This window comes from Haloarcula sp. MBLA0138, from assembly GCF_055632455.1.
The window spans coordinates 1,294,890-1,314,067 of record NZ_CM145746.1 but is presented as its reverse complement, the minus strand read 5'-3'; the positions used below and the strand labels follow the sequence as shown (position 1 = coordinate 1,314,067).

General features: G+C 70.0%; 17 protein-coding genes. 11 read left to right on the top strand and 6 right to left on the bottom strand.

Translation table 11 applies throughout. From position 1 onward, the window contains the following. Positions 1 to 19: 19 nt before the first annotated feature. The 4 genes from ACV7JO_RS06930 to ACV7JO_RS06915 all read left to right on the top strand — a co-directional run bounded on the left by ACV7JO_RS06930 (position 20) and on the right by ACV7JO_RS06915 (position 3,810). The gene (locus tag ACV7JO_RS06930) at positions 20 to 640 is read left to right on the top strand and encodes a YIP1 family protein (protein WP_470355610.1); all 621 of its coding nucleotides are present in this window, start codon (positions 20 to 22) and stop codon (positions 638 to 640) included. Between the two features lie 67 nt (positions 641 to 707). After that, the gene (locus ACV7JO_RS06925) at positions 708 to 980 is read left to right on the top strand and encodes a hypothetical protein (RefSeq protein ID WP_470355609.1); all 273 of its coding nucleotides are present in this window, start codon (positions 708 to 710) and stop codon (positions 978 to 980) included. Positions 981 to 1,034: 54 nt separating this feature from the next. After that, on the top strand, positions 1,035 to 3,284 hold the full coding sequence (locus ACV7JO_RS06920; protein ID WP_470355608.1) for an OB-fold nucleic acid binding domain-containing protein: 2,250 nt from the start codon (positions 1,035 to 1,037) through the stop codon (positions 3,282 to 3,284). A gap of 37 nt (positions 3,285 to 3,321) precedes the next feature. Then, positions 3,322 to 3,810 (top strand): cupin domain-containing protein, encoded by a 489-nt coding sequence (locus tag ACV7JO_RS06915; RefSeq protein WP_470355607.1) that lies wholly within the window; start codon positions 3,322 to 3,324, stop codon positions 3,808 to 3,810. Positions 3,811 to 3,814: 4 nt separating this feature from the next. Here the strand turns inward: ACV7JO_RS06915 and ACV7JO_RS06910 are convergent, their stop codons facing one another. Continuing rightward, complete coding sequence (locus ACV7JO_RS06910) at positions 3,815 to 3,940, bottom strand: hypothetical protein (RefSeq protein WP_470355606.1); 126 nt, start codon at positions 3,938 to 3,940, stop codon at positions 3,815 to 3,817. A 108-nt stretch (positions 3,941 to 4,048) separates the two neighbouring features. Here ACV7JO_RS06910 and ACV7JO_RS06905 point away from each other — a divergent pair, with 108 nt between their 5' ends. After that, positions 4,049 to 5,713 carry a tRNA uridine(34) 5-carboxymethylaminomethyl modification radical SAM/GNAT enzyme Elp3 gene (locus tag ACV7JO_RS06905; RefSeq protein ID WP_470355605.1) on the top strand — a complete coding sequence of 555 codons (1,665 nt, stop codon included), beginning with the start codon at positions 4,049 to 4,051 and terminating at the stop codon, positions 5,711 to 5,713. Between the two features lie 4 nt (positions 5,714 to 5,717). Here the strand turns inward: ACV7JO_RS06905 and ACV7JO_RS06900 are convergent, their stop codons facing one another. Next, complete coding sequence (locus tag ACV7JO_RS06900) at positions 5,718 to 6,089, bottom strand: DUF7994 family protein (RefSeq protein ID WP_470355604.1); 372 nt, start codon at positions 6,087 to 6,089, stop codon at positions 5,718 to 5,720. Between the two features lie 78 nt (positions 6,090 to 6,167). Between ACV7JO_RS06900 and ACV7JO_RS06895 the strand changes: the two genes are divergently transcribed. After that, complete coding sequence (locus tag ACV7JO_RS06895; RefSeq protein WP_470355603.1) at positions 6,168 to 6,878, top strand: MBL fold metallo-hydrolase; 711 nt, start codon at positions 6,168 to 6,170, stop codon at positions 6,876 to 6,878. Between the two features lie 2 nt (positions 6,879 to 6,880). Here the strand turns inward: ACV7JO_RS06895 and ACV7JO_RS06890 are convergent, their stop codons facing one another. After that, the gene (locus tag ACV7JO_RS06890; protein WP_470355602.1) at positions 6,881 to 7,918 is read right to left on the bottom strand and encodes a hypothetical protein; all 1,038 of its coding nucleotides are present in this window, start codon (positions 7,916 to 7,918) and stop codon (positions 6,881 to 6,883) included. A gap of 75 nt (positions 7,919 to 7,993) precedes the next feature. Here ACV7JO_RS06890 and rqcH point away from each other — a divergent pair, with 75 nt between their 5' ends. From rqcH to ACV7JO_RS06870, 4 genes are all read left to right on the top strand, one after another. Beyond that, on the top strand, positions 7,994 to 10,129 hold the full coding sequence (rqcH, locus tag ACV7JO_RS06885) for a ribosome rescue protein RqcH (protein WP_470355601.1): 2,136 nt from the start codon (positions 7,994 to 7,996) through the stop codon (positions 10,127 to 10,129). 115 nt (positions 10,130 to 10,244) lie between these two features. Next, positions 10,245 to 10,964, top strand: a complete 720-nt coding sequence (locus ACV7JO_RS06880; RefSeq protein ID WP_470355600.1) for a DUF4013 domain-containing protein — start codon at positions 10,245 to 10,247, stop codon at positions 10,962 to 10,964. A 59-nt stretch (positions 10,965 to 11,023) separates the two neighbouring features. Continuing rightward, positions 11,024 to 12,091, top strand: a complete 1,068-nt coding sequence (locus ACV7JO_RS06875) for an mRNA surveillance protein pelota (RefSeq protein ID WP_470355599.1) — start codon at positions 11,024 to 11,026, stop codon at positions 12,089 to 12,091. 205 nt (positions 12,092 to 12,296) lie between these two features. Continuing rightward, positions 12,297 to 13,454 carry a sensor histidine kinase gene (locus tag ACV7JO_RS06870; RefSeq protein ID WP_470355598.1) on the top strand — a complete coding sequence of 386 codons (1,158 nt, stop codon included), beginning with the start codon at positions 12,297 to 12,299 and terminating at the stop codon, positions 13,452 to 13,454. Positions 13,455 to 13,463: 9 nt separating this feature from the next. Here the strand turns inward: ACV7JO_RS06870 and ACV7JO_RS06865 are convergent, their stop codons facing one another. From ACV7JO_RS06865 to ACV7JO_RS06855, 3 genes are all read right to left on the bottom strand, one after another. After that, positions 13,464 to 14,261, bottom strand: coding sequence for an MBL fold metallo-hydrolase (locus ACV7JO_RS06865; RefSeq protein WP_470355597.1), 798 nt, complete (start codon positions 14,259 to 14,261; stop codon positions 13,464 to 13,466). Positions 14,262 to 14,580: 319 nt separating this feature from the next. Beyond that, entirely contained in the window at positions 14,581 to 15,363 is a 783-nt protein-coding gene (locus tag ACV7JO_RS06860; RefSeq protein ID WP_470355596.1) for an ArsR/SmtB family transcription factor, read from the bottom strand. Positions 15,364 to 15,405: 42 nt separating this feature from the next. Beyond that, entirely contained in the window at positions 15,406 to 16,305 is a 900-nt protein-coding gene (locus ACV7JO_RS06855) for a dihydrodipicolinate synthase family protein (RefSeq protein WP_470355595.1), read from the bottom strand. Between the two features lie 87 nt (positions 16,306 to 16,392). Here ACV7JO_RS06855 and ACV7JO_RS06850 point away from each other — a divergent pair, with 87 nt between their 5' ends. Beyond that, the gene (locus tag ACV7JO_RS06850; protein WP_470355594.1) at positions 16,393 to 19,137 is read left to right on the top strand and encodes an ATP-dependent helicase; all 2,745 of its coding nucleotides are present in this window, start codon (positions 16,393 to 16,395) and stop codon (positions 19,135 to 19,137) included. Positions 19,138 to 19,178: the final 41 nt, after the last annotated feature.

Genomic DNA, 19,178 nt, shown 5'->3' with positions numbered 1-19,178 from the left:
TGACGACCGAGAGACGGTCGTGACACAGTGGGTCGAGAACCCGACCGGCGGCCGCGACCGCGGCCCGGTCGCGCTCGTTCGCGCGTGGGCCGAGGTGCTCGCCCGTCCCCGGCGGTTCTTCCGGACGGGCGTCGCGCCCGGCGACCAAGCGCCGGGGCTCGTGTTCGCGGCGGCCGTCGTCGCCGTCGAGGAGGCGAGTCGCTTCGGCGTCGTCGCCCTCGCGCGCCGGGGCGTCCTCTCGACCGACCCGTTCGCGTACCCGGCCATCGGCGGCTTCTCGCCGGGCGTGGCTCTGCTCGCGCTGCTGGCGGCGACGGTGTTCGTCGCGCCCGCGACGGTCCACCTGACGGCCGCGGTCCAGACGCTCCTGCTGGTGCCCTTTGCCCCCGACCGCGGCGGCATCAGCGAGACCGTGCAGGTCCTCTGTTACGCGATGGCCCCCTGCGTCGTCGCCGGACTCCCGGTCCCGGAACTCCGGGTACTCGCGGCGGCGTGGGGCGCGGGGCTGTACGTCTTCGGTGCGAGCCTCGTCCACGACTTGTCGCCGGTCCGGGCCGTCGCGCTGTGTGCCCTGCCGGCCGCCGTCGTCTTCGGCTACGGCTTCCGCGGGTTCCACGCCGCCGCGGTCCTGCTGGGCTGACAGACGGCCCGCTCGGGCGCGGGTTCAGCGACGACACGCTTAGGTGGCCGGCCCTCGGCCGGTCGGTATGCTCAGTCTGGACATCGAACGGTTCATGCTCGAACTCAAGGACGGCGCGTTCAAGCACGTCGGGCCGTCGAACAAGCAGGCGACGGTGAAGCTCTACGACGTCGAGGGGGTTGACGTTCGGACGTACGGCGACAAGCGCGTGAAACTCGCCTTCGAGGACGAACAGGGGAGCGAAATCGAGGTGTCGCTGTTCCCAGAGCAGGCCAGAGCCGTCAGAGACGGGCTGGAACAGCTCGAATCGGAAAGTTCGGTGTTCGACGAGTCGGCGTGACACGGCGCGCGTAATTCGACAACCGTTTTAGGCCCGAACCGCTTTCACCGGTCAATGGGTTCGTGTATCATCTGCGGCACATCTGTCGAAGGACGCATCTGTGACCTCCACGAGGAGGACGCCCTGTTCGTGTTTCGGGGCGACCACCCCAACCAACTGTCGGTCGACCGCTACTATCGCGGCTCGGTCGACGGCTTCGCCGAGTTCGGCGTCTTCGTTGACATCGGCGACAGCGTGACGGGGCTCCTCCACCGGAGCGAACTGGACCGTCGGCTCGACTCCCTCGACTGGGACTCGGGCGAGACAGTGTACGTACAGGTCAAGAACATCCGCGACAACGGCAACATCGACCTCGGCTGGTCCATCCGCCAGAGCGAGAACGAGTTCCGCGGCGTGCTCGTCGACGACCCCGACCGCGGCCACGAGATACTTCTCGAAGAGGAGGACGGGGAGGGCGACGAGGGAAACGGGAGTGAGCCGGCCGCGGCGGCCGGCGACAGCAGCGGCGACGCGTCGGCGTCCGACGAGACTGCCGACACCGAGGCCGCCGCGGCGACTGCCGGCGGCGTGAGTACGACCGGTGACGCCGACCGCCGGGACGGCGCTGGCGGCTCCGTCGGCGAGACGAGCGGACAGGCCGGCGCGGCCGTCGTCGAGGAGGCCGACGCATCGGCGGACGACGCCGAGAGCGAGGCCGACGCGGAAGCTGACGCCGACGCGGAAGCTGACGCCGACGCGGAAGCTGACGACGCGGAAGCTGGTACCGACGCCGACGCGGAAGCCGACACCGAGGACGAGACAGCGGCGGACGCCGAGACCACTGCGGTCACCGTCGACGCCCTCGAAGACCACGTCGGCGAGACGGTCGCACTCGACGGCGAGGTCGTCGGCATCCGCCAGACCTCCGGCCCGACGGTGTTCGAACTCCACGACGAGACCGGGACGGTCGACTGCGCGGCCTTCGTCGAGGCCGGCGTCCGGGCCTACCCCGAGGTCGACGAGGACGACGTTATCGAACTCGTCGGCGAGGTGCGCCGCCGCCGCGGCGAGATACAGGTCGAGACCGAGGAGCTGACCGTCCTCGACGGCGAAGACGGCGACGCCGTCCGGCAGCGCCTCTCGGACGCGCTCGACGACGAGGCCCGGCCCGAGGCCGTCGACCCGCTGGCGGCCGACGCGGCCGTCGAGGCGCTGGCCGACGACCTCGTCGCCGTGGCGACCGAGATTCGCAAGGCCGTCCTCACGGAGCGGCCGGTCATCGTGCGCCACGCCAACACCGCCGACGGCTACCTCGCGGGGAGCGCGCTCGAACGCGCGACGCTCCCGCTGGTCGACGACCAGCACCGCCGCGACGACGCCCGGTACCACTACTTCGACCGCCGTCCGCTGGAGGGCGGCGTCTACGACATGGACGACGCGACGAAGGACACGACGACGATGCTTGACAACCGGGAGCGCCACGACGAGACGCTCCCCCTGTTCGTCTTCGTCGCTGCCGGCGGCACCCGCGAGAGCCTCGACGGCTTCGACATGCTCGATGTCTACGGCGCGCCGAGCGTCGTCGTCGACGACGTGGCAGTCGACGAGAGCATCGCCGAGGCCGTCGACGCGGTCGTCGACGCCCCGTCGACCACCGCGACGGCGCTGGCCGCCAACGTCGCCGCCCACGTCAACGCCGACGTGCGCGACGACCTCCGACACCTGCCTGCGGTGAGCTTCTGGGAGGACGCCCCCGAGGCCTACCTCGACGCCGCTACCGACGCCGGCTACAGTCCCGAGGCCGTCACCCAACTTCGACAGGCTGTCGCGCTGAAGGCTCACTACCAGTCCTACGAGGACAAGCGCGAACTCATCACCGACCTCGTCTTCGGCGACGAGGAGGAGGACGTGGGCGACCTCGCCGGCAACGTCGCCGAGCAGTTCCGCCAGAAGGTCGACGCCGAGGTCGACACCGCGCTGGCGAACGCTGACGAGCGCTCGGTCGGCGACGCTTCGCTGGCGGTGCTTGACACCGACGCCTACACGCACCGCTACGAGTTCCCGCCGGAGACGCTTCTGCTCGACGAACTCCACCGCGAGGTCCGCGACGAGTACGACGCCGTCGTTGGATACGGGACGGACACGCTGTACGTCCGTGCCGACGCCGACGTGGACCTGCACGAACTGGTCGACGCCGTCGCCGACGCCGTGCCGGAGGGCGGCGTGGCGACCCGGAGCGCGCGCGAGGGGTCGGTCCGCTTCCTCGCCGGCGAGCGCGACGCGGTCGTCGATGCGACCGTCGAGGCGCTGGCCGACCGCCTGTAGGGCCGACCTTTTTGCGGCCGCCCCGCGTCGCTCGACCATGAGCGACGGCCCTGTCAACGCCGACGACGTGGCGTGGACCGAACACGACCACGGCGACCGCGCGTTCGAGCGCAAGCAACTCGGTGCCGCGGCCGGCGGGGAGGAACTCGGCGCGAGCCTCTACCGCGTGCCCCCCGGCAAGCGGCTCTGGCTCCGGCACTACCACGAGGGCAACGAGGAGGCGATATTCGTCCTCGACGGGACCGGAACGCTGTGGCTTGGTACGGACGCGACCGAACACGCGCTCGAACCGGACGACTACGTCGCGCTCCCAGCCGGCGAGGAGAGCGCCCACGAGGTCGCCGCGGGCGACGACGGCCTTCGGCTGCTGATGGTCTCGACGATGGACGACCCCGACATCACCGTCTACCCCGACCGCGGGATGGTCGGCCTCTACGCGGGCTCGGCACCCGGCGGCGACGGCGACGAGCGGAGCCTCTCGCGGTATCTCGACGCCGACGCCGAGATGGACTACTGGGACGAGTGACCTCTCACTCGTCGGTGCCGACCGTCCGGGCCGCCCGCTTCGCGCCGTAGTGGGCCCACGCCGCGCCGTAACAGACCACGCAGCCGCGGAACGTCGGTCGCTCGGGCGCGTCGGCGGAGTCGGTGTTCATAGCTTCTGTTTCGGACGCCCGCGTGTTCAAGCCGGCGGGCGTGTGCGGGCCGGGCACGGACGCGAGCGACACGCTTATTCGCGCCAGACGACGACCACCCACAAGACGATGAGCAGCGACTCGGCCGACCCCCGCGAGACGGAGGCGTTCCAGCAGGTCTGTGCCGAACTGGTCGACCGCATCCTCGCCGGCGAAGTCGAGCGCGACGACGTCGAGCAGGCCAAGATAGCAGTCTGCCGGGAACACTCGGCCCCGAAGGTCCCGAAAAACTCCGAACTGCTCGACTACGCGCCACAGGAACACCGCGAGACGCTGGAGGAGGTCCTCCAGCGAAAGCCGGTCCGAACCGCTTCGGGCGTCTCGCCGGTCGCAATCATGACCTCGCCCCACCGGTGTCCACACGGGAAGTGCCTCTACTGTCCGGGCGGTCCCGACTCGGAGTTCTCCTCCTCGCAGTCCTACACGGGCCACGAGCCGGCGGCGGCCCGCGGCGAGCAGAACGACTACGACCCCTACGGGCAGGTCACGCTGCGCCTGAACCAGTTGCGGGAAATCGGCCACCCCGTCGACAAGGCCGAACTCATCCTGATGGGCGGGACGATGACCGCCCGGAGCCACGACTATCAGGAGTGGTTCGTCAAGCGCGCCGTCGAGGCGATGAACGACTTCGACCCCACGGCCGAGCCGACGCCGGCCGAGGACGTGAGCTTCGCCGAGGACCCCGACGACCGCGAATTCCGCTACGTGGAGGATGTCCTCGCCGAGAACGAGACGGCCGACGTGCGCAACGTCGCCACTACCTTCGAGACGAAGCCCGACTGGTGTGACCCCGAGCAGATAGACCGGATGCTCGACCTCGGCGGGACGAAAGTCGAGGTCGGTGTCCAGACCACCTTCGAGCGCATCAACCGCGAGATGCACCGCGGTCACGGCGTGCAGGCCTCTATCGACGCCAACCGCCGCCTGCGCGACTCGGGGTTCAAGGTCGGCTTCCACATGATGCCCGGCCAGCCCGGCCAGTCCACGGAGATGGTACTCGAGGACTTCCGGCGGATCTTCGAGGAGACCGAGTGGCGGCCCGACTACCTCAAGATATACCCGACGCTGGTCGTCGAGGGGACGGTCACCTACGACTGGTGGCGAAACGACGAGTTCGAGCCGCTGGACAACGACGAGGCCGCCGAACTCGTCGCCGAGATAAAGGAGATGATTCCCCGCTACACGCGCCTCCAGCGCGTCCAGCGGGACATCCCCGCGGACTTCATCGAGGGCGGCGTCTGGAAGTCCAACCTCCGGCAACTGGCCCGCAAGCGGATGGCCGACCACGGCTGGTCCTGTGAATGCATCCGCTGTCGGGAGGTCGGCCACAGCGACGCCGAACCCGAGACCGTCGAGATGCGCGTCTCGACCTACGAGGCCTGTGGCGGCACGGAGCACTTCGTCTCGTTCGAGGACTTCGACCGGGACGTGCTGTTGGGCTTCTGCCGGCTCCGGTTCCCCAACGACCCAGTGCGCCGCGAACTCGACGACGCCGCCGTCGTCCGCGAACTCCACGTCTACGGCAGTTCCGTCGGCGTCGGGCAGTCCGCGGGCGACGACGACCACCAGCACCAAGGGTACGGGAAGCGCCTGCTCGGGAAGGCCGAGGAACTGGCCCGCGAGGCCGGCTACTCGAAGCTGGCGGTCATCTCCGGTATCGGCGTCCGGCAGTACTACCGGGAGAAACTAGGCTACAGACAGGACGGTCCGTACGTCTCGAAGCGGCTGGCGTGACCGCTCACAGCCGGCCGTACTTCTCCGCGAGGCCGACGACGCCGAACAGCGCCGCGCTCGCCCCGCCGAGAGCGACCAGCGCCGCGTAACCGACGCCGGCGGGGCCGGCGGGTGCGGCCGCGAGGCCGCCCAGTATCGCCGCGCCGACAGCCGCGTCACCCAGCCCCGAGCAGTCGTGGAGGTCGACGCGACGGCGTCCGACACCGACGGTCCGCTCCGTCGCGGCGGCGAGAAACAGGAGGCCGGCCAGCGCGAGTCCGCCCGCGAACACCGCGCTGCCGGCCCCGTCGACGACGCCGGCCGGCCCGACGAGGGCTGTCAGGACCGCCGCGCCCGCGAGGCATCCGCCGCCGGCGAGGGCGTTTAGGTGGTCCACACCCGTCGGTACGCGGCCGCCGACAAAATCCGTTGTCCCCACCGCGACAGTTTTCCCCGTCGGTCCCCTCCGTGGGGTATGGTCCGCCGTCTCCGGGAAGGCGTCTGGTTGCTGGAACTCGGCCTCGTGACGCCGCTGGCGGCGAACGCCTACCTCGTCGACGAGTCCGTCCTGCCGGGCGACGGCGACGCCCTGACGCTCGTGGACGCGGGGCTGTGGTGGAACGAGCCGACCGCCGTCGCGGAACTGGCCGCGGTGGGCTACGGGCCGGCCGACCTCGACCGCGTGCTGGTCACCCACTACGACCTCGACCACGTCGGCGGCCTCAATCGGCTGGTCCCGGCGTTCGACGGGCCGGTCTACGTCGGCAGCGACGACCTCGCGCTGCTCGACGGCCGGACCGACCCCGAACTCCTCCACCACAAGGGGCTGTTCCACCGCGTCACCCGACGGGTGTTCCCGCTGCCGGACCTCGACTACCGACCGGTCGCCGACGGCGATGCCGTCGGTGGGTTCACCGCCTACACGACGCCCGGCCACAATCCCGGCCACGTGGTCTACTACCACGCCGGGGTCGCGGCGGCGTTTCTCGGCGACCTCGTCTGGGCGGAGGACGGCGCGCTGACGACGCCGTTCTGGGGCGACTCCTACGACATGGCACAACTGCGCGAGAGCGTCGTCGCGCTGGCCGCCCGGATTCCCGCGTTCGACCTCGCGGCGATGGGGCACGGCGACCCGCTGCTGGCGGGCGGCGACGAGGCGCTACGGGCGCTGGCGGCGTCGCTGTGAGGTCACGTCAACAGTCCCGCGTGGACCTCGAACGCGCGGTCGCCGAGGGTCAGCCGGCTGAACGAGAGGTCGTCGAACGCCGGGTGCGCCCGCGTCCGCAGGACGACCCGCCGAACCCCGGGCTCGTAGGCGGCGAACAGGTTACGAAGCGGCGGGTTCCGGACGACCTGTTCGGGGAGCACGCGGCGGGCGTCGTTGTCCGTCTCGCGCGCGATGAGCGTGTACGTCCGCGCCGGGCCGGCACCGGGGTCGGCCGTCACCGTCACCGCGTCCCCCTCCCGACGGACCGACCGGACCCACTCCGTCGGCGTCAGTTCGAGGGGCGGCCCGTCGAAGACGAATCGGGAGCCGACGGCGACGGGCTGTGAGCGCGCGATGGCACCGAGCCACCCGCCGACGACGAAGGCGTAGACGCCCCCGCCCACGCCGGCGACGGCCAGTTCCGTCGTGTCGGTAAGGCTGGCGACGCCGAGACCCTCGCCGTCGTCCCCGTCGCGGGGGTCGAGCCGTCCGGACGGGTCCGCGAAGAGGGCGAGCCGCCACCGCCGCTCGGTGTCCGAGCCAGTGACGGTTCGGGCCGTACCGGAGGTGATGTCCCGGGGTTCGACGACGAACCAGCGCCCGTCGACGTACTTCTGGAGGGACCACGCCGGAACCAGCCCCGATAGCGGCGTCTCGCCTCCGTTCCGGAACCGAGCGTCGAGCGCGGCCGTCGGTGCCGAGAGTTCTCGGTCGGTCAGCGACAGCGCCACGTCCGGCAGGTCGCCGTCCGCCTCGGTCCCGCCACAGACACCCACGCCGTCGACGGCGACGCCGGGAAACTCCGGACACGGGGCTTCGGTCGCCGCGGCCGGGAGCGGTGCCGGTTCCGGCGTCGGGGTCGCCGTCGGGACGGGTGCGGGGGTGACCGTCGACTCCTCGACGGCAGCCTGTCCGGTGACCCCGGGACAGCCGGCGAGCGCACCGGTCAGCGCGGTCCCGAGCGCGCCGAGAATCGACCGCCGGTCGTACCCCGACGGCTCGTCCCGTGGGTCTGGCATAGGCCGGCTACGACTCGGAAACAGTAATGCGTTCGCTCCCGACAGTCCTTTGGGCCGGCGACGACTGCCACCGACATGGACCACAAGCGGGAACTGACGAGCGTCGACCTCGCGGCCTTGGAGGGGGAGCTCGCCGGCTACACCGGCGCGAAACTCGACAAGGCGTACCTTTACACCGAGGACGACCTCGTCAGGCTGAAACTACGGGACTTCGACCGCGGGCGCGTCGAGTTCGTCGTCGAAATCGGTGACGTGAAGCGCGCCCACGCCGCCGACCCGGCTCACGTCCCCGACGCGCCCGGGCGGCCGCCCGACTTCGCCATGATGTTGCGCAACCGGCTCTCGGGGGCCGACCTCGTCCGCGTCGAGCAGTTCGAGTTCGACCGCATCCTCGAACTGGAGTTCGACCGCGAGGACGGCTCGACCACCATCGTCGCGGAGCTGTTCGGCGACGGCAACGTCGCCGTGCTGGACGAACACGGCGAGGTCGTCGACTGCGTCGAGACGGTGCGGCTGAAGTCCCGGACGGTCGCCCCGGGGACGCCCTACGAGTTCCCCTCGGCGCGGTTCAATCCGCTGACCGTCGACTACGAGGGGTTCGAGGCGCGAGTCCGGGAGTCCGACGCCGACCTCGTGCGCACCCTCGCCACGCAGCTCAACTTCGGCGGCCTCTACGGCGAGGAGCTGTGTACCCGCGCCGGCATCGACTACAACGTCGACGTGGACGAACTCGCCGACGCGCAACTGGAGCGGGTCTACGAGGTGGTGTCCGACCTCGGGACGCGGCTGGCCGAGGGCGACCTCGACCCCCGCGTGTACTACGAGACCGTCGACGAGGGCGACGACGGCGAGGAGCCCGAGCGCCGCCGCGTCGACGTGACGCCGCTCCCGCTCGCGGAGTACGACCACCTCCACAGCGAGTCCTTCGACTCGTTCAACGCCGCCTTGGACGACTACTTCTACGACGTCCAGCGCGAGGACGAGGTCGAGGGCGGCGAGCCCTCCCGGCCGGACTTCGAGGCCGAGGTGGCGAAGTACGAGCGCATCATCGAGCAACAGCAGGGAGCCATCGATGACTTCGAGGCCGACGCCGAGGCCGAACGCGAGAAGGCCGAACTGCTGTACGCCCGCTACGACCTCGTCGACGACGTGCTCTCGACGGTGCGGGCCGCCCGTGACGACGACGTGCCGTGGGACGACATCGCCGACACGTTCGAGGAGGGAGCCGAGCGCGGCATCCCCGAGGCCGAGGCCGTCGTCGGCGTCGACGGCTCCGAGAGCGCCGTCACTCTCGACATCGACGGGACCCGCGTGACGCTGGACGCGACGACCGGCGTCGAGAAGAACGCCGACCGGCTCTATCAGGAGGCCAAGCGCATCGAGGGCAAGAAGGAGGGCGCGCTGGCGGCTATCGAGGACACCCGCGAGGACCTCGAAGCCGTCGAGCAGCGCCGCGACCAGTGGGCGGCCGACGACGGCGACGACTCTGAGAGCGACGACGAGAGCGCCGACGAGCCGACGGATTGGCTCGCCGAGCCGTCGATTCCGGTCCGCTCGACCGAGCAGTGGTACGAGCAGTTCCGTTGGTTCCACACGTCCGACGGCTACCTCGTCATCGGCGGCCGGGACGCCGACGACAACGAGGAACTCGTCCAGAAGTACATCGAACGCGGAGACAAGTTCTTCCACGCGCAGGCACACGGCGGCCCGGTGACGGTGCTCAAGGCAACCGGGCCGAGCGAGCCCGCAGCGGAGGTAGAGTTCCCGGAGTCGTCGCTGCGCGAGGCCGCACAGTTCGCCGTCTCCTACTCCTCGGTCTGGAAAGACGGGAAGTTCGCCGGCGACGTGTATATGGTCGACCCCGACCAAGTGTCGAAGACGCCCGAGAGCGGCGAGTACTTGGAGAAAGGTGGCTTCGCGGTCCGGGGCGACCGAACCTACTTCGAGAGCACCGAGGTCGGCGTCGCCGTCGGCGTCACCTGCGAGGACGAGACCAGAGTCGTCGGCGGCCCGCCGACGGCGATTCGCCCGCAGGCCGCGACCAGCATCACCGTCGAGCCCGGCCGGTACGCCCAAAACGACATCGCGAAGCGGCTCTACCGGGAGTTCAAGTCCCGGTTCGCCGACGAGGCGTTCGTCCGGAAAGTCGCCAGCCCCGACCGGATTCAGGAGTTCCTCCCGCCCGGCGGGAGCCGGATGGTCGAGGAGTAACGCGGCCGTACCGCCCGCTTGCCGGTGACTACTTAAATCGGCGCGGTGGGTACTTCCCTTCACGCGGCCGCCGTCGGCGGACCGACGGTGTGACCGGCGGCGGCGCGAATTCACTATGTTCGAAGACGCACTCAGATACCCGTGGACCGGCGACCGGAGGGCCGAGACGCTGCTCGTCGGCGGCGTGTTGACGCTGTTGGCGGTCCTGTTCGTCCCGCTACTGTTCGTGTACGGCTACCTCGTCCGGGTCGTTCGGGCGAGCCACGCGGGCGCGGACCGGTCCCCGCCCGCCTTCGACGACTGGGGTGGCCTGCTGCGGGACGGCGTCGTCGCGTTCGTCGTCAGCGCGGTGTACCTGCTGGTGCCGACGGCCGTCCTCGTCGGCTCCGGCGTGGCGTTGTTCGTCCCGGCCGGCGTCGAGGCCGGCGTCGGAAGCGGACCGTCGGCGCTCTCGGTCCTCGGACTGTTCGTCGGTGTGGCGCTCCTGTTCCTGTCGCTGCTCGTCCTGCTTGCCGCCCTCTATCTCCTGCCCGCGGCCGTGGCGGCCTACGCGGTGACCGGTCGGTTCGGGGCTGCGTTCTCGCCGTCGACGCTCCGTCGCGTCGGCGGCGCGCGCGACTACGCCGTCGCGTGGCTGGTCGCCGTGGCGATAGCCGTCATCGCACAGGCGGTCGCCGGCGCGGTGGCCGCGACGGTCGTCGGCGCGCTGCTGGTCCCCTTCGTCACGTTCTACGGCAACGTCGCCGGGGCCTACGCCATCGGGCGCGGTGTCCGAGCAGTCGACGTGGCGGACCTCTCGACCGGGGACTCGGCCGCCGGGACCGCGACGGCCTGAGGCGGGGCGTCGGCCCGGGAATAGTAGGGCACTTGTGTCCCCCGCTCGGACTCCCGCGCATGCAGATACAGCATCGGGAGGCGACCGAGGGCGGGCGCGAGCGCGTCACCGTCGTCCCCGAGACACTCGACGACCTCTGGCACCTCTCGCACGTCGTCGAGCCGGGCGACCACGTCGATGGGGACACGACGCGGCGCATCCAGCGCAACGACGACAACCTGCGGGACAGCGGCGGCGAGCGCGAGCACATGTGGATCGAAATCGAGGTGAGCGACGTGGAGTTCGCCAAGTTCGCCAACCGCCTGCGCGTCGGCGGCGAGATAGTCGACTGCTCCCGGGAGGACCAACTGGGCTTTCACCACACGCTCAACGTCGAGGAACACACCGAACTGACCGTCGAGAAGGTGTGGAAGCCCGACCAGCGCGACCGCTTGGAGGAGGCCGTCGAGGCTACCGAGAACCCCGATGTCGCCATCGCCACCGTCGAGGAGGGACAGGCCCACGTCCACACGGTCGCCCAGTACGGCACCGAGGAGCGCGCCAGCATCACCTCGACGACCGGCAAGGGCGAGTACGCCCGTCCGCGCGAGGAGCTGTTCGCCGAACTCGCGGACGTGCTGAAACGGCAGGACGTGGACGCCTACATCCTCGCCGGCCCGGGGTTCACCAAGCAGGACGCGCTCGATTACTTCGCGGACGAGATTCCCGACGTCGCCGACGGCATCCGCACCGTCGACACCGCCGCCGTCGGTGACCGCGGCGTCCACGAGGTGCTCAAGCGCGGCGCGGTCGAGGAGGTCCAACAACAGACCCGCATCGCCGAGGAGGCGGACCTCGTCGACGAACTGATGGCCCGCATCGGCGCGGGCAGCGAGGTGGCCTACGGCCCCGCGGAGGTCGCCAAAGCGGCCGACTACGGTGCCGTCGAGACGCTGCTGGTACTGGATGACCGCCTCCGACAGGAGCGCGCCGGCGAGGGAGACTGGGACATCGACGTGGACGCCGTCATCGAGACGACCGAACAGCAGGGCGGCGAGGTGACGGTCTTCTCGGCCGAGTTCGCGCCGGGTCAACAGTTGGCGAACCTCGGTGGCATCGCGGCTCTGCTTCGGTACCGCCTCGACTGACTGTCCACTGCGACCGTCCGCCTCGGCGGGCTGCCCACCGCGACCGTTCGGCGCGACCGTCCCGACCGGCCGCGTCGTGTCTGCCAGCTAACAGTCGCAGCCGGCGACTGGTCCGGCCCGAATATCGTTTCTTGTAACGGCCCCGAAATCGTTTTTTGTAGGCCTCCGCTCTCTCCGGTAGTCGCACGACGAGAGAGCTATACGAATGTCATTCGAAGAACAGCCCGACTTTGCGAGGCAAGTCGCCGACCTCAACAAGTACGGGCAGGCGCTCAACCGGTGTGAGAGCGTCGAAGAAGTCGTCTCGTTGACCCTCGAAGCCATCTCGGTCCTCTTCGAGTTCTCCTACTCGACGTTCGTGGAGGTCCGCGACGGTGACCTCCGCGTGGTCCACAGCACGTATCCGGAGTTGACCGCCGGCGAACCGCCCAGCGACGCCGCCAGCGAGGCCTACGCCGCCGGCGAGACGGTCACCGTCCTCGGCGACGCGGCCGGCGTCGGTGCCGACTCCGACGTGACGGCGACGCTGGCCGTGCCGGCCCGCATGGCCGACGAGGTGACCGTGATCCTCGTGACGCGGTCCACGTCGACGGAAGCTTTCGGCGAGCAACACAGCCGCCCGCTGGAGATTCTGGCCTCCCACGCGGCGACCGCGGTCAGCAACATCCGCTCGCGCGAGCGCCTCGAACGCGCGCGACAGGACCTCGAAACGCGCAAGGAGATGATAGAGCTGTACGACCGGCTCCTGCGCCACGACCTCGGCAACGACCTCCAGATAATCGCGGGTTTCGCCGACGCCGTGGTTGACCGAACCGAGGGAGAGACACGGGAGTACGCCGAGAAGATACAGCGGGCGGCCGGAAGCGCAGCCGACCTCGTCGAGCGGGTCGGCGACCTCGTCTCGACGCTGGAGGCACAGGAGGAGCCGGAACCCCGCGACCTCCGGCCGGTCCTCGCGGAGACGGTCACCGAGGCGCGGGCGAACTTCCAGAACCTCGCCGTCGATTTCGACCCCGAAAGCGTTGAGTACCGCGTGTTCGCCGGCGAGTTGCTCGACTCGGTGTTCACGAACATCGTCAGCAACGCGGCGGTCCACAACGACGGCCCGGTGTCGGTCCACGTCTCCGTCGAGGCGCGCTCGCCCGACGAGGTGGTCGTGGTCTTCGCCGACGACGGGGTCGGCGTGCCCGAGGAACTGCGCGAGCAGATATTCGAAATGGGGAAGAAGGGACCTGACAGCTCCGGCAGCGGCTTCGGCCTCGGCTTCGTCAGGGCGCTCGTCGAGTCCTACGGCGGCACCGTCGCGGTCGCCGACAGCGAGCACGGCGGCGCGGAGTTCCGCGTCACGCTCCAGCGGGTCTGACCCTCGCGGTCACTCGGCGTCGGCGACCGTGACCGTCAGCCCGTCGGACGCGAAACGCACGTCGCCGGCGTAGTGGTCGGCGACGGCGTCGAGCATCGACTCGTGGTTCCCCTCGGTGTGTGGGTAGAGATGCGTGAGATAGACTCGGCCCACCTCGGCGTCGGCCGTAGCCAGCGCCGCCCCCAGCGCGGACGGCGTCGGGTGGTTCGACACGTCGACGCCGTCGGGAAACGAGCAGTCGTGGACGAGGACGGCCGCGCCGTCGGCGAACTCGACGAGGCCGGGGAACGCCTCCGAGTCGCCCGACAGCGCCACCGCGGGTCCGTCCGCGGCGAGGCGGTACGCGAAGCACTGCATCGAGTGGCGCGTCTCCGTCGCCGCGCCGGTAAAGCCCGCGAGGGAGAACTCGGCGGCGTCACCGCCGGCCGCCGTCTCGTCACCATCGCTCCCGATGTCGAGGTCCCGAAGTGTCAGGTCCAGTCGGCCCTGCATGTACTCGTGTACGCCGAGGAGGTCTCGGACGAGCCGTTCGGTGCCCGGCGGGCCGGCGACGGTCAGGTCCGTCTCGCCGGCCAGCCAGCGCGCCTTCAGCAACACGTCGAGGTCCGAGACGTGGTCGAGGTGGTGGTGGGTCAGGAGGACCGCGTCGACGCCCTCGTAGCCGGCGTCGGTCCGCGCGAGCGCGTTCAGGACGCCGCTGCCGCAGTCGACCAGCAGCCGGTCGTCGCCGGCCTCTAGCAGGTAGCCCGACTGGGCGCGCGTGCCGGTGGGCATGGCGCTCCCGGTCCCGAGAAACGTCAGTCGCATACCGGGCCGGAGGGCACCGAGACGGAAAGAAGTGCGTGTCGTCGGGCGCGGGACGAGCGGAGGAGTCGGAGCGAGAGGCGTCAGCGGAGTGCGGCGCGGGCAGGCCGCAGGCCGTCGTCGGGGACCGGTGGAACGGAACGGGCGCGGCGGGGACGCCGCGCCGGTCAGGGCGGTCAGGGCAGTCGGGAATGGCCCGCCGGCAGGGGCGGACCACAGGAGCGGCGGCGGTCAGGTCTCCCGCCGACGGCGCATCTACGGCTTCGTACGGGGTGATAAAAAGCGCGACTGTGGCTCAAAACGGGTTTTGAGCGACCCCGGGTCAGCGGTACTCGCCGTATGCCCACGCCGCGGCGACCAGCGCCACGACGAGCAGGCCGCCGAGGAAGAAGGCGACGCCCGGTGATATCCCCGCGCCCCCGCCGGCTGCGGCGGTCGTCGCGGCCTCTCTCGTCGCGTCGAGTTGGGCCGGCGTCTGTGCCGGGGTAGCGGTCGGTGTCGGCGTCGCTTCGGCGATGCTGATGCCGCCGCCACCGTCGCCGCCGGTCGCGGTCGCCGGTTGCGCCGTCGGTTCGGGGGTCGGCGTCGCGGTGGCCGCGCTCCCCGCGTCGCCTGCGGACCCGCTCTGGACCTCGCTGTCGCCGCTCGCGCCGAACCCGATTGTCGGGAGCCCGCGCAAGAGGACCTGTACGACCACGCTGGCGGCGGTGAGCAGGCCGACGACGGGGACGAGGCGCTTGACCATCGACCGGAGCGAGCGCTTGCGGTCCTCGGTCCCGACGAACAGGACCAGCGGGTCCTCGGGAGGCTCGTACACTTTCATCTCTTGGCCCTTCTCGGAGTAGCGCGTGCCGGCGACGGCGATGAGGTCCTCGTCGTCGAGTTTGTCGAGGTGGTAGGTGACTTTCTGGATGGACATGTCGAGCCGGTCGGCCAGTTCCGACGGGGTTGCGGGGTCCTCGTAGACGGCGTTGAGTATCTCGCGGGCGGTATCGGAGGACAGCGCGTCGAAAACCGCAGAGACGTCTTCGTCGACCCCGACCACGTCCAGTTCGCCGTCTTGGGACGTGCTGGTGTCGGGGCCACGGGAGGGCAGCAAGGACATATCCGTCCCAGCGACGCCCAGCGTAATGAATCTCGTGGAACCTCAATCCCGACTTTGACCCTCGGCCCGCGCGAACGCGTCGGCGACCGACGCCCGCGTCTCGCCGTCGAGTTCCGTCCGGGGCGGGCGGACGGTGGCGCTGTCGATGACGCCCCGTTCGGCGAGGACGGCCTTGACCGCCGGGGCGAACCCGTGTTCGAGACAGGCGTTCGCGGCGGGCTGGAGTACGTCGTTCTGGAGCCGCCGCGCGCGCCCGAGGTCGCCGTCCCGGACGGCCTCGATGGCGTCGGCCAGTTCGGCCGCGAGGACGTGCGACAGGGCGTTGATGCCGCCGTCGACGCCGACCGAGAGCGACGGCACCAGCACCGCGTCGTTGCCCTGATAGACGGCGAACTCTGACGGCGTCGACCGGACCGCGTCAGTCACCGCGGCCACGTCCCCCGAGGAGTCCTTCAGGCCGACCACGTTCGGCTCCTCGGCGAGGGCGGCGACCGTCTCGGTCGCCAGCGACTGGCCGGCGACGGCGGGGATGTCGTAGAGGTACAGCGGGAGCGGGGCGTCCGCGGCCACGCGCTCGAAGAACCGCCGGTTGCCCGCCGGGGACATCTGGCCGCCGTAGTACGGCGCGACGACGAGGCCGGCGTCGGCACCGACCGACGCGGCGAACCGGAGCCGGTCGGTCACCGTCGAGACGGCCGTCCCGCCGGCCCCCGCGATGACTGTGCTGTCGTCGGGCGCGGCCTCGACGGTGGTCCGGACGACGGCCTCGAACTCGGCGTCGGACAGCGTCTCGAACTCGCCGGTCGTCCCGCAGGGGACGAACCCGTCGACGCCCTCGTCGGCGAGGTGTGCGACGAGCGCGGCGAGGGCGTCGGTGTCGAGCGCGCCGTCCCCGTCGAACGGCGTGACCAGCGGCGTGAGAACGTCGGGCATGGTTGCCATACGGCCACCGTGGGCCGGCATCCCGTTAGGTCTTGCCCGGTCGGAACCCACTTCCCGATACGGACCTACGGAACGGACAGAGAGGCCATGGGAGGACGCGAGCGACTCGCGGCGACGGACCCCGACTTCGACGCCGAATCGGTCGCCATCGACGACGCCGACGCCCTCGAACTGCTGGACCCGGTCGTACAGGAGTGGTGGGTCGAGCAGTTCGGCGCGTTCGTCCCCGGAAACGGCGGCTTCTTCACGCCGCCACAGAAGGAGGCGGTGCCGCTGATTCACCGGGGAGAGAACGCCCTCATCTGCGCGCCGACGGGCAGCGGCAAGACGCTCGCCTCCTTCACCGGTATCATCAACGAACTGTTCGGGAAGGCACGCGCCGACGAACTGGAGAACTCCGTCTACTGCCTCTACGTCTCGCCGCTGAAGTCGCTGGCAAACGACATCCACCGCAACCTCGAAGTGCCCCTCTCGGGCATCACCGAGAAACTCGCGGACCGGGGCGAGGACGCCGAGATACGCCACGCTATCCGCCACGGCGACACCAGCGACAGCGAGCGACAGGCGATGCTGGAGACGACGCCCCACATCCTCAACACCACGCCGGAGACGCTGGCTATCCTGCTCAACTCCCCGAAGTTCAAGGAGAAGCTCCGAACCGTCGAGTACGTCGTCGTCGACGAGATACACAGCCTTGCGGAGAACAAGCGTGGCACCCACCTCTCGGTGTCGCTGGAGCGACTGGAGGCGATGGCCGACGGGTCCCCCACCCGCATCGGCTGTTCGGCGACCGTCGACCCGCTGGATACGGTCGCGGAGTTCCTCGTCGGCCGGTCGGAGCCCGGCGGGCCGCCCCGCGACTACGAGATAGTCGACACGCGCTTCGCCCGGGAGTTCGACGTGGAACTGACCTGTCCGACCGACGACCTCATCGACACGCCGAGTGACGTGGTGACCGAGCGGTTCTACCGCCAGCTACACGACCACGTCCAGAGCCACACCAACACCCTCGTGTTCACCAACACCCGGTCGGGAGCCGAGCGCGTCCTCAAGACGCTGCGGGAGCGCTACGACGCCTACGACGCCGACAACTCCGGCTGTCACCACGGCTCGCTCTCGAAGGAGAAGCGCCACGAGATAGAGGCGGCGCTGAAAGACGGTGCCCTCGACGTGGTCACCACCTCGACGAGTCTGGAACTGGGCATCGACATGCCACATATCGACCTCGTCGTGCAGGTGGGCTCGCCCAAGTCCGTCGCCTCGCTGCTCCAGCGCATCGGTCGGGCCGGCCACCAACTCGGCGAGACCGTCGAGGGCCGCGTGGTGGCGCTGGACCGCGACGAACTCGTCGAGTGCGCGGTGATGCTCGGGAAGGCCGAAGAGGGGTTCGTCGACCGCGTGTTCGTCCCGGAGAACGCACAGGACGTGGCCGCACAGCACGTCTACGGCATGGCGATAAACGCCGTCCGGCCCGAGCGCGAGGTCCGGGGCATCCTCCGGCGGGCCTACCCCTACCGCGACTACGGTGACGACGAGTGGGAACAGCTCTGCCGGTATCTCACCGCGGACTACCCCGGGATGGAGGACAAGAACGTCTACGCCAAGATATGGCGCGACACCAACGACCCGCCCGACGGCGAGCACCACTACGAGGAGTACGACGTGGGCGAGCGGCTGGTCGGCAAGCGCGGCCGGATGGCGCGGGTCATCTATATGACAAACCTCGGGACCATCCCCGATTCGTTCACCTGCGACGTGTACACTCGCGGGAGCGACGAGTGGGTGGGTCAACTCGACGAGGAGTACCTCGACACGCTGGAGCAAGGCGACGTGTTCGTGCTGGGCGGTTCCAACTACGAGTACCGCTACCGCCGCGGGTCGAAGGTGTACGTCGACCCCACGAGCGCGCGGCCGACGGTTCCCTCGTGGTTCTCCGAGCGCCTGCCGCTGTCGTACGACCTCGGCCGCGAGATACTGGGCTTCCAGCGGGACTTACTCGCCCGCCTCGAACGCGGCGGCATGTCCGAGGTGCGCAACTGGCTCCGGGAGTTCCCCCTCGACGAGAACTCGGTGCGGGCCATCGCGCGGATGTTCCGCGAGCAGGTGGCCTACGCCGGGGCCGAGAGCGTCGCCACCGACGACCGCCTCGTCGTCGAGGAGTCGATGGAGCGCGACGAGTACGAGCGCCGGTACTACGTCCACTCGAACTACGGCCGGCGGTTCAACGACGGCTTCTCGCGCCTGCTGGCCTACCGCGTCGCGCAGGCGGCCAACGCCAACGTCCAAGTGGCGGTCGCCGACAACGGGTTCACGCTCTCGATGCCGCTGAACCGGAAAGTCGACATCGAGGGCGTGGTCCGGGACATCGACCCGGCCGAGGTCCGGGCGGACCTGCGGGCGAGCCTCGACGGCACCGACCTCCTCCAGCGGTACTTCCGCATCAACGCCACGCGCTCGCTGATGATACTCAAACGCTACAAGGGGTACGAGAAGTCCGCCAGCGAGCAGCAGGTCTCCTCGGAGATGCTGCTCGGGTTCGCCGAGGAGTTGGGCGAGTTCGCCGTCGTCGAGGAGACCTACCGCGAGATTCTGGAGGACAAGCTCCACGTCGACGGCATCGAGTCCGTGCTGGCCGACATCGACCGCGGCGCGGTCGACGTGGTGACCACCCGCGTCGACTCCCCTTCCCCGCGGGCGTTCGGGCTGGCGACGCTGATGGCCAGCGACGTGGTGCTGGCCGAGGACGAGTCGGCCGTGCTGCAGGAGTTCCACCGCCGCGTACTCGACGACATCGAAGACGCGGACCACAGCGCCGTCGCCACGGACGACTGACGCGCACTGTCAGAGACAGCGGTAGCAGTTGCTCCTTTCTC

What these genes read in the sequence shown, in the direction of transcription:
- ACV7JO_RS06925 (WP_470355609.1), top strand. Translation starts at nt 708, where the DNA reads ATGCTCAGTCTGGACATCGAACGGTTCATGCTCGAACTCAAGGACGGC.
- ACV7JO_RS06920 (WP_470355608.1), top strand. Translation starts at nt 1,035, where the DNA reads ATGGGTTCGTGTATCATCTGCGGCACATCTGTCGAAGGACGCATCTGT.
- ACV7JO_RS06915 (WP_470355607.1), top strand. Translation starts at nt 3,322, where the DNA reads ATGAGCGACGGCCCTGTCAACGCCGACGACGTGGCGTGGACCGAACAC.
- ACV7JO_RS06910 (WP_470355606.1), bottom strand. Translation starts at nt 3,940, where the DNA reads ATGAACACCGACTCCGCCGACGCGCCCGAGCGACCGACGTTCCGCGGC.
- ACV7JO_RS06905 (WP_470355605.1), top strand. Translation starts at nt 4,049, where the DNA reads ATGAGCAGCGACTCGGCCGACCCCCGCGAGACGGAGGCGTTCCAGCAG.
- ACV7JO_RS06895 (WP_470355603.1), top strand. Translation starts at nt 6,168, where the DNA reads ATGGTCCGCCGTCTCCGGGAAGGCGTCTGGTTGCTGGAACTCGGCCTC.
- ACV7JO_RS06890 (WP_470355602.1), bottom strand. Translation starts at nt 7,918, where the DNA reads ATGCCAGACCCACGGGACGAGCCGTCGGGGTACGACCGGCGGTCGATT.
- rqcH (WP_470355601.1), top strand. Translation starts at nt 7,994, where the DNA reads ATGGACCACAAGCGGGAACTGACGAGCGTCGACCTCGCGGCCTTGGAG.
- ACV7JO_RS06880 (WP_470355600.1), top strand. Translation starts at nt 10,245, where the DNA reads ATGTTCGAAGACGCACTCAGATACCCGTGGACCGGCGACCGGAGGGCC.
- ACV7JO_RS06875 (WP_470355599.1), top strand. Translation starts at nt 11,024, where the DNA reads ATGCAGATACAGCATCGGGAGGCGACCGAGGGCGGGCGCGAGCGCGTC.
- ACV7JO_RS06870 (WP_470355598.1), top strand. Translation starts at nt 12,297, where the DNA reads ATGTCATTCGAAGAACAGCCCGACTTTGCGAGGCAAGTCGCCGACCTC.
- ACV7JO_RS06865 (WP_470355597.1), bottom strand. Translation starts at nt 14,261, where the DNA reads ATGCGACTGACGTTTCTCGGGACCGGGAGCGCCATGCCCACCGGCACG.
- ACV7JO_RS06860 (WP_470355596.1), bottom strand. Translation starts at nt 15,363, where the DNA reads ATGTCCTTGCTGCCCTCCCGTGGCCCCGACACCAGCACGTCCCAAGAC.
- ACV7JO_RS06855 (WP_470355595.1), bottom strand. Translation starts at nt 16,305, where the DNA reads ATGGCAACCATGCCCGACGTTCTCACGCCGCTGGTCACGCCGTTCGAC.
- ACV7JO_RS06850 (WP_470355594.1), top strand. Translation starts at nt 16,393, where the DNA reads ATGGGAGGACGCGAGCGACTCGCGGCGACGGACCCCGACTTCGACGCC.